This is a genomic window from Rhodoferax ferrireducens, from assembly GCF_049302455.1.
Lineage (GTDB): Bacteria > Pseudomonadota > Gammaproteobacteria > Burkholderiales > Burkholderiaceae_C > Rhodoferax > Rhodoferax ferrireducens_B.
In genome coordinates this window covers 26215-40331 of record NZ_JBAQMD010000089.1, presented here as the reverse complement: position 1 = coordinate 40331, position 14117 = coordinate 26215, and the positions used below count along the sequence as shown (strand labels likewise).

General features: G+C 59.5%; 9 protein-coding genes. 3 read left to right on the top strand and 6 right to left on the bottom strand.

Annotated features, from left to right (window positions below):
* Positions 1-209 precede the first annotated feature (209 nt).
* Together dbpA and WA157_RS15575 are read left to right on the top strand one after the other, a co-directional pair.
* Entirely contained in the window at positions 210-1640 is a 1431-nt protein-coding gene (gene dbpA / locus WA157_RS15580; protein ID WP_422621833.1) for an ATP-dependent RNA helicase DbpA, read from the top strand.
* A 144-nt stretch (positions 1641-1784) separates the two neighbouring features.
* Positions 1785-2021 carry a hypothetical protein gene (locus WA157_RS15575; protein ID WP_422621832.1) on the top strand — a complete coding sequence of 79 codons (237 nt, stop codon included), beginning with the start codon at positions 1785-1787 and terminating at the stop codon, positions 2019-2021.
* Between the two features lie 8 nt (positions 2022-2029).
* On the opposite strand, the gene WA157_RS15570 is transcribed toward WA157_RS15575, so the two are convergent.
* Positions 2030-3301 (bottom strand): DEAD/DEAH box helicase, encoded by a 1272-nt coding sequence (locus WA157_RS15570; RefSeq protein WP_422621831.1) that lies wholly within the window; start codon positions 3299-3301, stop codon positions 2030-2032.
* Positions 3302-3403: 102 nt separating this feature from the next.
* On the opposite strand from WA157_RS15570, the gene WA157_RS15565 reads away from it, so the two are divergent.
* Positions 3404-4330 (top strand): MBL fold metallo-hydrolase, encoded by a 927-nt coding sequence (locus WA157_RS15565; RefSeq protein WP_422621830.1) that lies wholly within the window; start codon positions 3404-3406, stop codon positions 4328-4330.
* A gap of 211 nt (positions 4331-4541) precedes the next feature.
* Here the strand turns inward: WA157_RS15565 and WA157_RS15560 are convergent, their stop codons facing one another.
* From WA157_RS15560 to WA157_RS15540, 5 genes are read right to left on the bottom strand one after another with little or no spacing between them, the layout of a single operon-like run.
* On the bottom strand, positions 4542-5249 hold the full coding sequence (locus WA157_RS15560) for a M48 family metallopeptidase (protein ID WP_422621829.1): 708 nt from the start codon (positions 5247-5249) through the stop codon (positions 4542-4544).
* Complete coding sequence (locus WA157_RS15555) at positions 5250-8543, bottom strand: type I restriction endonuclease subunit R (protein ID WP_422621828.1); 3294 nt, start codon at positions 8541-8543, stop codon at positions 5250-5252. It abuts the gene before it with no gap.
* Positions 8510-10063 (bottom strand): Fic family protein, encoded by a 1554-nt coding sequence (locus WA157_RS15550; RefSeq protein ID WP_422621827.1) that lies wholly within the window; start codon positions 10061-10063, stop codon positions 8510-8512. The genes WA157_RS15555 and WA157_RS15550 overlap by 34 nt, the downstream gene beginning before the upstream one ends.
* Positions 10053-11348 (bottom strand): restriction endonuclease subunit S, encoded by a 1296-nt coding sequence (locus WA157_RS15545; protein WP_422621826.1) that lies wholly within the window; start codon positions 11346-11348, stop codon positions 10053-10055. The genes WA157_RS15550 and WA157_RS15545 overlap by 11 nt, the downstream gene beginning before the upstream one ends.
* The gene (locus WA157_RS15540; protein WP_422621825.1) at positions 11341-13980 is read right to left on the bottom strand and encodes an N-6 DNA methylase; all 2640 of its coding nucleotides are present in this window, start codon (positions 13978-13980) and stop codon (positions 11341-11343) included. The genes WA157_RS15545 and WA157_RS15540 overlap by 8 nt, the downstream gene beginning before the upstream one ends.
* Positions 13981-14117 lie beyond the last annotated feature (137 nt).

The window sequence follows — 14117 nt, the reverse complement described above, 5'->3', positions numbered from 1 at the left end:
CCTGTTTGGGTCGCGCCGCCATCGCCGCCGCTTGCTCTCTCACCCGCTTCAACATCATTCCAGCCATGGCCGGTTTGCATTGAATTCTTCTCACAAAATGCAAAGACATAGCTTGTTAGTGACTAATACCTTGATTTAGGATTTGTTGATACAGGTCATCTGATCGGACGATTCCGGAGCGAATCAGCCGGACTACTGATAATCCAGCCATGAGTACAACCCAAACCCAGGCAGCCACTGCCGCCCCTTCTTCCCCTTCTTCTTCCAGCAAGCGCTTCGAATCCCTGGCCCTGAACCCGGCCACGCTGGCCAACCTGCAGCAACTGGGCTACCTGGAGATGACGCCGATTCAGGCCGCCAGCCTGCCCGCCGCACTGGCGGGCAAGGACCTGATTGCGCAGGCCGAAACCGGCAGCGGCAAGACGGCGGCTTTCGCCCTGGCGCTGCTGGAGCGCCTGAACCCGCGCCGCTTTGCGGTGCAGGCGCTGGTGCTGTGCCCCACGCGCGAGCTGGCGGACCAGGTCACGATCGAGATTCGCCGCCTGGCGCGTGCGACCGACAACATCAAAGTCGTCACCCTGTGTGGCGGCGTGGCCTTGCGCGGCCAGCGCGCTTCTCTGGAGCAGGGCGCGCACATTGTGGTGGGCACGCCCGGGCGCGTGATGGACCACTTGGCGCGCGAGTACTTGAACCTTGAAGCGCTCAACACGCTGGTGCTCGACGAGGCCGACCGCATGCTCGACATGGGGTTTTTTGAGGACATGGCCACCGTTGCCAAGCAGTGCCCGAAAGAGCGGCAAACCCTGCTGTTTTCGGCCACCTACCCGGAAGGCATCGAGAAACTGGCCAAACAATTCATGCGCGAGCCGCAGAGAGTCCAGGTGGCGGCGCAGCAAACCGAAAGCCTGATCGAGCAGCGCTTTTATGAAGTCACGCGGACCAACCGGTTCGAGGCGGTGGCGCTGCTGCTGAACCACTTTCGACCGATCAGCACGCTGGCGTTCTGCAACACCAAACAGCAGTGCAAAGACCTGGTGACTTACCTGCAAGCGCAGGGCTTCAGCGCGCTGGCGTTGTATGGCGAACTGGAGCAGCGCGAGCGCGACCAGGTGCTGGCGCAATTTTCCAATCGCAGCGCGTCCATCCTGGTGGCGACCGATGTGGCTTCACGCGGCCTGGACATCACACAACTCGAAGCCGTGATCAATGTGGACATCACGCCCGACCCCGAAGTGCATGTGCACCGCATTGGCCGCACCGGACGTGCCGGAGAGTCGGGCCTGGCATTAAGCTTGGCCAGCATGAATGAAATGGGCTCGGTCGGCAAGATCGAGCAGTATCAAAAGCGTGAGTCGGTTTGGCACAAGCTCGATGAGCTCAAACCTACCGGCCAGGGGCCGCTGTTGCCACCGATGGTGACCTTGCAAATTCTGGGTGGTCGCAAGGAAAAAATTCGTCCCGGCGACGTGCTGGGCGCACTGACCGCCGATGCGGGCTACTCGCGCGAGCAGATCGGCAAGATCAACGTGACCGAATTCACCACCTTTGTCGCCGTGCAGCGCGACATTGCGCTGGCGGCGATGCAGAAGCTCAACGCAGGCAAGGTCAAGGGCAAAAGCGTGAAAGTACGGCTTTTGTAACGATCACCGGGGCCGTCATCGTGTAAGGCAAATACCGACACGCTTTACAGTCGCCTGCTGACTTCAGTGAATCGAGTGGGCGACTACAGTTGCCTCAAGCGTCAAAACCTCCCGATGGCGCTTTGAACCTACCGGAGCCTCCTGATGAGCAACATTGCACTTGAACTCAATCCCTTCAGCCTGATGATGGAGCCTGAACGCGTGTTGCAAACCATGGAGCGTTCGCAACAACTGCGCGGCCTGCGCCGTCACAAGCTGCACCCGCTGGACAAACCGCTGATTCCCTACACCAGCGAGGCGCTGGCCAGCCGTGCCGCGTATGACGAAGAGATTGATGCGCAAGACCGCAAAGCCCAGGCCAGCGCTTTCTTGCTGAACTGAACCGGGTTTTATTTTTCCGCTGCGATGCGCGCGGCGGCGGCGGCGGCGCGCAGTTTGTCTTTTTTGCTCGGGCGTTGGCCTTTGATGCCGCCGTTGCCAGGCAGACCGGCGGTGACGTCACTATCAGTTGCAGGGTTAACCGCCGTTGGTTCAAACCCCACCACCTGTTCGCGCGGCAGACTCAAGCCCTGACGCTTTTCAATCAAACGCCAATGGGCATCGGTGGCAGCACTGACAAAGCTCAGCGCCACGCCCCGCTCGCCCGCGCGGCCGGTGCGGCCGATACGGTGGATATAGTCCAGCGCCGAGCGCGGCAAATCAAAATTCACCACCACCGGCAGTTGCGCGATGTCCAGACCACGCGCCGCCACATCGGTGGCCACCACCACCTTCAGGCGTGACGCCTTGAAATCAGCCAGCACTTGCGTGCGCTTGCCCTGGCTCAATTCGCCGTGAAACGGCTCGGCATTGATGCGGGCCTTGCGCAGCTTGTCGGCCACCATCTCGGCGGCGTGTTTGGTGGCGACAAACACCAGTACCCGGCTCCAGTGGTTTTGCGCCATCAGATGGCGCAACAACTGGGTGCGCTGAGCGGCGTCCACTTCAATCACGCGCTGCTCAATATCGGGCTGCGTCTGCGGTTCGGGCGCGACCTCGATGCGCACCGGGTCAATCAGCAGGGTGTGCGCCAGTGTCTGCACCGCGGGCGGGAAAGTCGCCGAGAAAAACAGGCTCTGCCGCCGCGTCGGCAGCAGTCGGACGATGCGCGCCAACTCTTCAGCAAAGCCCAGATCGAGCAAGCGATCGGCTTCATCGAGCACCAGCGTCGTCACGCCGCGCAGGGTGAGCGCGTTGTGATCGAGCAGGTCGAGCAAACGCCCGGGCGTCGCGACCACGATGTCGGCGCCGCCGCGCAAGCGCAGCATTTGCGGATTGATCGAAACGCCGCCAAAAACGATGGACACCTTCAACGCGCGTGGCAGGTGCTGCGCAAGCAAGCGAATCTCTTCCCCAACCTGGGTGCTGAGCTCGCGCGTGGGCACCAGAATCAGGGCACGCAGTCGTCGTGGGCTCTGCGGCACAGCGGCTTCGAATTGTTGCAACAGAGGCAAGGCAAACGCCGCCGTCTTGCCCGAGCCGGTCTGCGCCGAAGCCAGCAAGTCACGACCTTGCAGCGCGGGCCCCATGGCCGCCGCTTGGATCGGCGTCGGCGCGGACCAGGCCTGGTCGCTGATGGCGCGCAACAACGCAGGAGACAAACCGAGTGAAGAAAATGGCATGAGCAGGTGCTGGTTAAATTGAAGGGCGGACCGGGTCGAAGGGCTCAGTTTAAGCGGCAACGGCACAGGCCGCATAATTGAAATCAAAGCGACTGAACCCTTATGCCACAACAACCCCTACTACCCCCAGACATCACCATTTTCGAGCGCGGCTGGCTCTCGTCCAACAACATTCTGCTGCTTGGCGGCGACGCCTGTGCGCTGATTGACAGCGGCTATGTCACCCATGCGCCGCAAACACTCGCGCTGGTGCAGGCGGCGCTGCAAGGGCGAGCGCTCGACGTGCTGGTCAATACGCACCTGCACAGCGACCACTGCGGCGGCAACGCAGCGCTGCAGAGCGCTTACCCGGCGCTCATGACCCATATCCCGCCCGGACAGGCCCGCTTCGTCAGCCAGTGGGATCCGCATGCGCTCACCTACACGCCCACCGGGCAGAGTTGCCCACAGTTCCGCTTCGATGCGCTGCTGCTACCAGGCAGCGAGCTCAAGCTCGGCGACAAGCTGTGGCAGGTGCACGCCGCACCGGGGCACGACCCGCACTCGGTGATTTTGTTTGAACCGGCATCCCGGACCCTGATTTCAGCCGATGCCTTGTGGGAGCGCGGCTTTGGCGTGGTGTTCCCGGAACTCGAAGGGCTGGATGCGTTTGACGCCGTCGGCAAAACAATCGATCTGATTGAGTCGCTGGCGCCCAAGCTCGTGATTCCGGGGCATGGCAGCGCCTTTGACTGTGTCGAACAATCCATTGCCGTGGCGCGCGCGCGCCTGGACAGCTTTGTCACGCAGCCGGCCAAACACATCAGCTACGCCGCCAAAGTGTTGCTGAAGTTCAAGCTGCTCGAAGTTCAAACCATCGCGTTGGACGACTTCATCGCCTGGGCCTGCGCCACGCCCTATTTCTCAACGATTTTCAGGCAGCATTTCCCGGAGCTGGATTTTCAACTCGGGATCGAACAACTGATTGGGGAATTGGTCAAGTCAGGCGCCGCATCGCGGGACGGCGTGATGGTTCGCAACGCCGGATGAAAAACGGCACCCGAAGGTGCCGTTCTGGCGGGATCAGCAAACTTATAGACCAAATCGGCCTCTAGCCCCCGTCCCTATTGCGTAAGCAGCTACTGTTTAAAGAGCATTAGGAGTAGCTGGATACCGGGTCACGTCCGGCATGACAGCGCTCAGGCGACAGCCATGCAACAGCGACTCGGCCTAGCCACTCGGTTGCGTCAGGCGGGCAGAACTACATATCCAGATTTGCACCCCTTTGCCGGAGCCACTCTTTGCGCTGTCTGTAGTCCGGTAGCACTTTGTCCACTTCGTTCCAAAAAGCGTCCGAATGATCACGGTGGTGCAAATGGCATAGCTCATGCGCGACCACATAATCAATCACGGTGAGCGGTGCCATCAAACACTTCCAGTGGAAATGGAGGTCGCCATTGGGTAGGCAGCTTGCCCACCGGTAACCCAGTTCCTTCACTTGCACATAACCCGGCGCAACGCCCACGCGGCTGGCAAAGTGAGCTACCCGTGCGGCTATACGGGGCAGGCCTTTGGCTTGGAAGAAGTTCTCAAACGCTCGCTGCGCGCCCGCACGACCAGCAGCTTCAATAACCGACCGCAGTAACTGAAACCTACCATCCTTGAGTTTGAGCGGCTCGTCCTGCTCATTGACAAGCAACAGCCTATAACTGCTACCCAAGTACAAAAACGATTCACCATTCACCCATTCGCGGACCACCTTGGTCGCATTCAAGTCGCGCCACTCCGCCAGGTTGCGGTAAATCCACATGCGTTTGGAAAAGACCGTTTCGTCCACCTGCTCCGGGGTCATGCGCAACGGCGGGCGCACACTCACCAGACCGTCCCGCTCAATCACGATATCGGTGGTCTGCCGCTCAGCGCCTGGCAGTAGTTGGTACGCAATGTCATGAATTTGGCGCAATTGCATTTACACCCCCTTGCATTGGTGACTGCGTATCAACTCGTCGTGGCGGTTTCTAGCCAGCTTCATCACCTCCACCGCTACGCGCTCTCGGCTGGCTTTGAGTTCTTCAATGCCAGTCCTGGCAATTTCGGTTTTGATGGCACCGCGCACGCGCTTTTGCTTGTCTGCATTGGTCCAAAAATCCAGGCTACCGATGGTGCCTGCCAGCACCGCCACCAGCTTCTCCATCAGTGATCTGAGTGCCGGTTTATCTGCCTCTGCGACCGTGCCGCCTGCAAAGCCGACTTGCACGATGTGCTCGTAAAACGTGGTGGCCTCGCGGCTCATGCCTTCAAGGCCCTGCTTGCGCCCGGCGACCGCTTCGAGGCGCAGCTCTGCCAGCTTCTCGGCTAACAAGTCCCATTGGTTATGGTGCTTTTCAATCAGCGCATCGACTTTGGCAGACAGGCTCTTGAAGAAGGCAGGATCTTCATCATGGTGAACCGTGCAGTGCTTGCGGATGGCGTGCTCCATCTCACTGGCTTTTGCCTCCAGATTCTGGCCCGCATGTGCGGCCAGCTTGTCCATAAAGTCGGGGGCCAGCAACTCCACAGGCTCCACTTTTGGGTTGATGCCGAGGCTGATCAGGTGCGCATTGATCAGCGCCTTCACTTTTTCGCCTGCATCGCCCAGGTTCAGGCTGGTGTCCTTGAAACGTTCCTTGGCCACCGCCATGATGTAAGCCAAGCGCCTTGCCGGCACCCGGTAGGGTTGTGCAGCGGCGTGCGGCAACACAATGTCCATGCTCATCAAAAACTTCTTGAGGTAGACGTCAAAGTCGGCCCGCTGTTTCTCATTTTTGAGAGCCGTTACCGCAGCGTGTACGACAGCCGCTTCGGCCTCCAGGCTAAGTAATTCGCCATTCACAAACGGCTTGATCTGCTTGACCCCCATGCTCTCAAAGTGCTGCAGCAAGCGCTGGTATCGCTCGTCCAACACCGGCAGTTCTGCGGTGATGTTCTGCAGGCCACTCTGCAGCTCTTGCAATTCATCACTGGCGGCATACAGCGTCAAGGCCTCGGCCAAGTGATTGGCCAGGCCAATGTAGTCCACGATGTAACCGCGCTTCTTGCCCTTCTTGACCCGGTTGGTGCGGGCAATGGCCTGTAGCAGCGTGTGCTCGCGGAGCTTCTTGTCGATGTACATCACCTGCTCAATCGGCGCATCAAAACCGGTGAGCAACATGTCACACACAATCAAGAAAGCAATGCCGGTGTTGGTGGCATCCGGGTCGTGTTGATCAAACGCCTTGCAGAAGTTGTCTTTGGCACGCAGCCTGGCAGCCTCTTTGCGCGCTTGGGTTACAAAGGCCGCTTCATTCGTGCCATCCGACGAAATCACCACAGCAGTTTTCAGAAACTTCAACTTGCCAATCAGTTCAACATCCGGCGCTGCCTTGAGCTGTTCACCCGCAATGCGATCTGCCAACGCAGCCTTGATGCCGTTTTGGTAGCGGATACACGCCAGCTTGGAGTGGCACACCACCTGCGCCTTGAAGCCGTTGGGCAAAACGTTGTCCACATAGTGAGCCACCAGGTCTTTGGCAATGGCGTTGATACGGTTTTCCGCTTCCAGCAAGTCGCCCGTGGCGCCATATTTCTTCTTGATGGCCAGCAGGTCTTCCGCACTGCGTTCCTTGAACAAGTCTTCAAAGGCGGTGTCAAACGCATGTTTTTCATTCAGCGCGGTATCGGCAGTTTTGCCCTCGTACAAGATTTGCAGCGTCACTTCATCGTTCACCGCGTCCATCAGGCGGTAGGTGTCTATGTACTCGCCAAAGCGCTTGTGCGTCTTGCGCCCACCATGGCGCTCGGTAATCAGAGGCGTGCCGGTGAAAGCAATGCGGGTGGCATTGGGAAAAGCCTCGAACAAGTTGTCACCCAAGTCCGAGCCCTGCGTGCGGTGCGCCTCGTCGACCATCAATATGATGCGTTCAGACGCATTCACCACGCCAAAGGTCTGGGCCGCCGGTATCGCCAGGTAGGTGCCCAGTGCTTCGGCCACGGTGTTGGTCAGCGTCTCCTTGCGCTCCTGAAACTTGTGCACCATCACCATATTGATGTCGGAGCTGTCGGTCGCCAGTTGGTAGCGCAGGTCGTTGCGCGTCTCGATCACATTCACCCGCCCACCTATCAGCGCGGCGGTCTCGCCCAGTTGCTCTTCGAGGTCGTTGCGGTCATTCACCAGCACAATTTTGTAGTCGTTCAGGTCGCCGCTGGCGCGCAGCATACGCGCCAAAAACACCATGGTGAGCGACTTGCCTGAACCCTGCGTGTGCCACACCACGCCGCTGCGTTCGGCACTGCTGTTGCCGTTGCGCAGACGCTCCATGATCCTGGCCGCCGCCCGGAACTGCTGGTAGCGGCACACCACCTTGATGCGTGGCCCGCCTTCGGTGTCTTTGAATACGGCGCTGGTGCGCAGTATCTGCAGCAGGTTGACCTTGGTGAGCATGCCCGCTATCAGTCGCTGCTGTGCATTCATGCTGGCTAGCGCAGCGTCGTCTTGCGGGTGGAGTGTTTTCCAGGTGTAGAAGTGTTCGTCGCCCGAGGTAATGCTGCCGTAGTCGGCCTCCAGCCCGCAGCTGCGCACCAGCAGCAGGTTGCTGTGGAACAGCCTTGGTTCGCCCTCCTTCAAACCAGCGACCGCTGTCTCGGGGCGCTTGTTCAGGTATCGCTGCAGTTGCACGAAGGCTTCGGCCATCGGGTTGGCGCATACCTCCGAGCCTTTTTTGCATTCCACCACGCACAGCGGTATGCCGTTGATCAGCAACACAATGTCTGGGGTGATGAATTGCCGCACGCCCCCCGGCGTGTCGATACGAAACTGGTTGATGGCGTGAAACACATTGTTTTCAGGCGTCTGAAAGTCAATCAGCTTCACCACCGGATCGGCCTCACCGCTTAGCTCGTTCACATCCACCTGCGTCTTGATCAGCAGCGCCTGGATGGCCTCATTGGCTTCCAGCAAGGTTCGGTTGGGCTGGCGCAAAAGTTGGTTGCGCAGGTCTTCCAGTTGCCGGTCGGTCAGCCAACTGCGGCCATCGGGCAGGGTGTTGATGCGCCGCACGGCTGCGTCAAATACGTCGCTCAGCAGCCACTCCCTGAAGTTGCGGCGCAGGCTGATGCTTGCGTCTTGCGGTACGCCCGTGCCCTGGTCGATCACCGTCCAGCCTTGCGCGGAAAGCTGCTGCAGAAACGGTTGCTCGACTTCGCTGTATTCGCTCACAGCTTGCGCCCCTCGTGGCTTACCAGCCATTGCTGGCCTTTGGGGGTCAGGCGATAACGCTGTTTGCTGCTGCGGGGTTTGTCAGGCAGGGTCATTTCGACAACGCCCAATGTCAATGCCGGGCTAAGGTAGGCATTGCGAAAATGATCCTCGTGTTTGAGGGCCAGTGCCTCTTGCATTTGCTGACGTGACATGTCGCTGATCATGACCCGCATCAGGCGTTGTACTTCCCCGGTGACTTCCCCGGTGACTTCCCCGGTCACATCCATGGTGACTTCCGTGGTGGGGCGTGTGGCAAGTGGATGGGCAGGCAAGCGGATGACAAAGGCCAACCGGTCGTCGTCGGTTTCAAACAGCGGCGAAGGCGAACCGTTAGCAGCCATAGCCTTGAGTATTTTGGGCACGCCCGTCGAGCGTCCCTCGGTCAGGTCCAACTCTTTCAAAAACTCGCCAATACGGCGGTTGCGGTAGCGGCGACTGACAGAACGGCCCGCTTCGAAATCTGCAGTTTTGATCGAACGATCAGGCCCCGGAAAGCTCAGGACCACCAACTCGTCATAACCGATGCGCACTTCAATCGGTTCCCGCTCTTCATAAGACCGGTGGTAAACCGCATTGACCAAGGCTTCTTCGATTGCGATGTACGGGAAATTCCACACCCGCGTGGCCTGCGCCCGGTCAGGGTGCTTCACCACGGTTTCCACCAGGTAATTGCGCTGGATAAAGCCCAGCGCATCGCGCACCATGCGCGCAAGTGGCCCCTTGAATACCTTTTCATCAAACCGGTCACCCCCGGCCCCCTCGGGAAACCACACCACATCAATCTGCGTGTAGGGGAAAAAGCGCTCTGGTGCCTCGTTGAAAAACAGCAGCCCCACGTTCTTGGGTCGGGGTGCTTCGCTGGGGCCACCCACCACATTCAACTGCCGCCCCAGCTCTTCCACCGTCATCTGCGGCGCATCGGTTGCCAGGGCGCTGCCCACCTCGGTCAAATACTCCACCATCAGCGGCTTGGACAAATCGCTCACCTGCGCCTGCAGGGCAAAGCGGTCATCCCACGGCACCTGTGCAGTCAGGCTCAGCAGCTCCTGCTCGGTTTCGCCCTTAGCCTCCACTGTGCTGCTGTAACGGCGGATGTAGTAGTGCCAGCTCTTTTGCTTGGCGCTCACCGATGCGGGCGCTTTATAGGGCCGGTGCATGCCGCCCGGGGCTTGCAACACGATGAGCTGGCGGCCTTCCACTTCTTGAACGGTCAGGGCGGGAAAGTAAGGCGGCTGTATCAGCTGGCAGGCCGCCAGCAGCTCCTGCTGAATCTTGTCGAGCTGGTTGGTGGCCAACCCTACCGGTGGAAAGATGGGCTGGCCGTGGGCATCGCAGTCTTGCCCTATCACCACATAGCCGCCGCCCAGGTTCTCGAAATCATTGGCAAAGGCGCACAACGTGCGAATGATGGCATCCGGGTTCCAGCCCGCCTTGTATTCAATGCGCTCGCCCTCCACCGTGCGCTGGCGCAGCAGGTCCTGGAGGTTGATGGGGAGCTTATTGGGCATGGGCTGCATTTTCAGACGAATCCACCGTGACCGCGACTTTGCCGGTGAGCAGGTCTTGCATGAGGCCTTGCTTTTGCTGCCTCAATTTTTCTAGGTCGTCCTGCATCGCGAATATTCGCGTGTCTGCTGCCTTCAGTCTTGTAGCGATAGACTGTTGCTCTGTTAGATCCAAAGGACAGGCAATTTTCAGGCGCTTGAAATAAGGCAAGCCAATGGTCAGGATGGTGCTCCCCATCGCGATGTTTTCAAACGTGCGCTTGTTGTACTGCAGCCAATAGTACAAAAAGTGGTTATCCATTTTTTGGTCGCATTTCCAGCACATGAAGTGCTGGCTGACGGCCATCGGTTTAGTGGTGATGGCGCTTTTACCAACACCGGCGTCACGCGATAGCACAACAATGCCTGCCGGGTGCAGGACGGCGGACGAATTTGAAATACCTCTGTGACTAATCTCTAGCTCCGTGTCAGAAATGTAGAGTTGGTCCAGCTTGTTGGAGTCTGCCAGCGACACCCATTTGACGCCGCCATTCCAATATTCGGGGTGGTCTTTGTTGGGCGTGTGGCCGCTGCCACGGTGCGCTAGTTTGTCGAGCAACTCGTATTGCCACTCTCTCGGAATCCACCCAATCGCCGTTTCCTGGTACAGCTCGGGCGCTTGTTCGCGGGGTGGGCGCAGTTGGCCGTTGGGAAGCACGCCCCGGGTGAAGAGGTCGTGCATCAGGCCGGCTTTGATGTGCTGGTATTTCTCGATCAACGCTTCGGTTTGTTCGATGGCGGTGTCGATGGTGGTGAGGATGGCGGCGGTCTTTCGCTGGACCGCTTTGCTCCTTGGAATGCGAACTAAATGTTTCTCCAAGTCTCCACGAATGATGCCGTTGATACTCGTGCCCTGGTTCAATTTCTTGAGCTCTTCCAGTTCTTGAGTCAAGAGATGGAAAACGAACGTAGTGTCTGCCTTGCCACGGTCTATGTACACGCCACTAATATCTTGACTGATGGCGATATCAAACGGCGCAATTGCGATCTTGCCAACGCCGGTTCTGGTAACGACCAGAAGATTTCCGGCCTTTACGACGGACGTGCTGCTGGCCCGAATCCCAGACTCAGAAACGAAGCGCCGGATTTCGCCGATCCCGCGCGGGGTGAAGTCAGCACCCGTTACCCATGGCGTCAGTCCGTTCCAGAAGCGCGGGTTATCGGTGGAAGGAGTGCCGCCGTTGACGATGCGTTGGCATAGATCACCGAACTTTTGTTCTCGCCAATCCGTAGATTGATGCTCACGCATACCCCAACTCCACCAAAAACCTCTGCAGCGCCATCGCCGCTGCATCGCGTTGCGTTTCAATCTGTTTGGCCGTCACCGCGTATTTCCGCCACAGGTTCTCAATCGCCGCCACGCAGGCGCGCTGGTCGGCGCGCAGGTAGTGCTGGTAGCTGGCAAACAGCACCTTGCCCAGGCGCTCCACGATGATGACGCGGGCTTCGCCACTGCTGATCTTGAGGCGGGCCTGCTCCACCAGCGCGTCTTTTTTGTCGGTGGTGGTTTTGATGTGGGCTTTGAGGGTTTTGGCTTCGTCTTCCAGCGCCTTGTGACGCCGGAGCTGGGTTTCAATGCGCTCGGCCTCGGCCTGCAGTGCTTGGGCATCACCCAGCGATGGGTCGCGCTTGGCCAATTTCATCATGCCTTTGGCATCTTTCAGGGTGGCTTTGAGTGCCTTGACTTCGTCAGCGGGCAGCACGCCGGTGTCTTCTGTGTCTTCAAAGTCCTCCTCACTGGCGGCGGCAAACAAGGCTTGCAGTTCGGCCAGGCGGGCGTGTTGCGCCTCCAGCTCGGCCAGCACCTGCGGGAACTGGCTTTGCAGAATGTCGTCGTCGGGTATCAGCTCCGGGCCCCAACCGCTGGCGGCGATGGATTTGAGGTCGGAGGCCAACGCCTGGTAGAAGTTGGCAAACGCGCCGCGCACTTGGTAGCGGGTGAGCAGGTTTTGCGCGGCAAAGGTGCGCTCGATGCCGTCCAGCAGGGCGGCGCGCACGGCGTACACATTGCGGCCCGTCGCATGCTGGTTGGAGGCATCGGGTGCCAAGGCTTCCACGATGGGCAGGTGCTGTTGCCACCACCTTGCCAATGTGTCCATGAACTGGGCATGGCGCTGCTGCACGCCGGGGTGTTGGGCGACGTGCGCGGCGATGGCGCGTTTGTCTTGCAGGGCGGGGGCAAAGTCGGCGTAGGGGACTGGGGGTTGCCCTTCGACAGGCTCAGGGCGAGCGGTACTTGGCTCAGGGCGAGCGGTACTTGGCTCAGGGCGAACGGTACTTGGCTCAGGGCGAACGGCTGTCGCGGCCACTGGGCGGGGCACAAAGCAGCTGGTCCGCAAGGCCGGGTAGTTTTGCCAGAAGTGGCTGAGCGCGTCCACCTCGCTCACCGGCACGCCGCCGTGCAGGTGGGCGCGCACGTCGTGCGGCTCGGGTGGCGGGGCGTTGTCTACATAGCGGCGGATGTTGCAGTTGTATTCTTCGCCCTTGATCTCGCTCACCGGCACGCGGCGCGCATAAGCCGGAATGTCCTGGCCGGCGCGGTAGGCGTGGACGATTTTGTCGATGTCATCAAAGCGCAGGTGGTTCTGGGCTTTGCCTTCGCGGTATTCGCGGTCGGCATTGATGAACAGCACATGATCGCGCTGGGCGGCGCCAGCCTTGTTGAGCACCAGGATGCAGGCCGGAATGCCGGTGCCATAAAACAGGTTGCCGGGCAGGCCGATCACGGCCTCCAGGTAGCCCTTTTCAATGAAGTGCTGGCGCGCCTCGCGTTCTTCGCCACCGCGAAACAGCACGCCGTGCGGCATGACGGTGGCCAGGCGGCCGTCGGCCTTGAGCACCGACAGCATGTGCTGCACAAACATGAGGTCGGCCTTTTTACCTTTCTCGGGCATCCACACCGGAAAACGGCCGGGGAACTTGATATCTTTCTTGATGTAGTTCTGGCTGAAAGGCGGGTTGGCCAGCACGCGGTCAAAGCGGCGCAGGTTGCCGGCTTCATCCTGGTGCTGCGGCTCGCGCAAGGTGTCTTGCTGGCGGATGTCGGCATCAGGGATGCCGTGCAGCAGCATGTTCATCTTGCAGATGGACCAGGTGGTGCCCATCTTCTCCTGGCCAAAGAGGGACACCTTACTGGCATCCAGCCCTTTTTCGCGCACGTAGTCGCGCACCTGGATCAGCATGCCGCCCGAGCCGACCGTCGGGTCGTAGACACGCATGTCGTCTTGGGGGTCGCAAATCTCTACGCAGATGCGCACCACTTCGGCGGGGGTGTAGAACTCGCCCGCCTTCTTGCCAGCAGAGTCGGCAAAGTGCTTGATGAGCCATTCATAGGCGGCGCCCAGCAGGTCGGGGAATTCAAAGTCGCTGTCTTTGAGCGGGATCTTGTCAAAGTTCTGGATGAAGTTGACCAGCGTGTCGTCGTCCAGCGTGTGCTGGCCAATCTTGCGGTTGAAGTTGATGGTGCCCTTGAGCACGTCTTGCAGGGCGTCGGCGTTTTCGTCTTCCAGCGCCTCCAGGGCCTTGTTGAGCATGGAGCCCACATTGACCTTGGTGTGCTTGAGGGCGGGCTGGCGTTTGCCGGATTCGTCCACCCACTCTTCGCTCCAGCGGGCGCGGGCTGGCACATAGAAATATTTGCCGGAGTACTGGTCTTTGTCTTTCAGGTTGAGGGCAATGTCGGCAGCACTCAGGCCGGCGGCCTTGCCTTCGCTTTTGATGCTCTCCCGGCGCTCGTCAAACAGGTCGCTGGCGCGCTTGAGGAACAGCATGCCAAAGATGTATTCCTTGTACTCGCTGGCGTCCATGTTGCCGCGCAGGTCGTCGCAGGCGGTGAGCAACAGGTTTTCCAGGCGGGAAAGGGTGAGTTTGGCAGCGGACATGGTGGACGATGGTAACAAGACGCCGAGCCACGGCGATCAAAATGCAAAACGGCACCAACAGGTGCCGTTTTGCCAAGAGATTTTATGCCAAATAAGCCTCTAGCCCCCGTGCCTACTGACAAATCAGCTACTGTTTA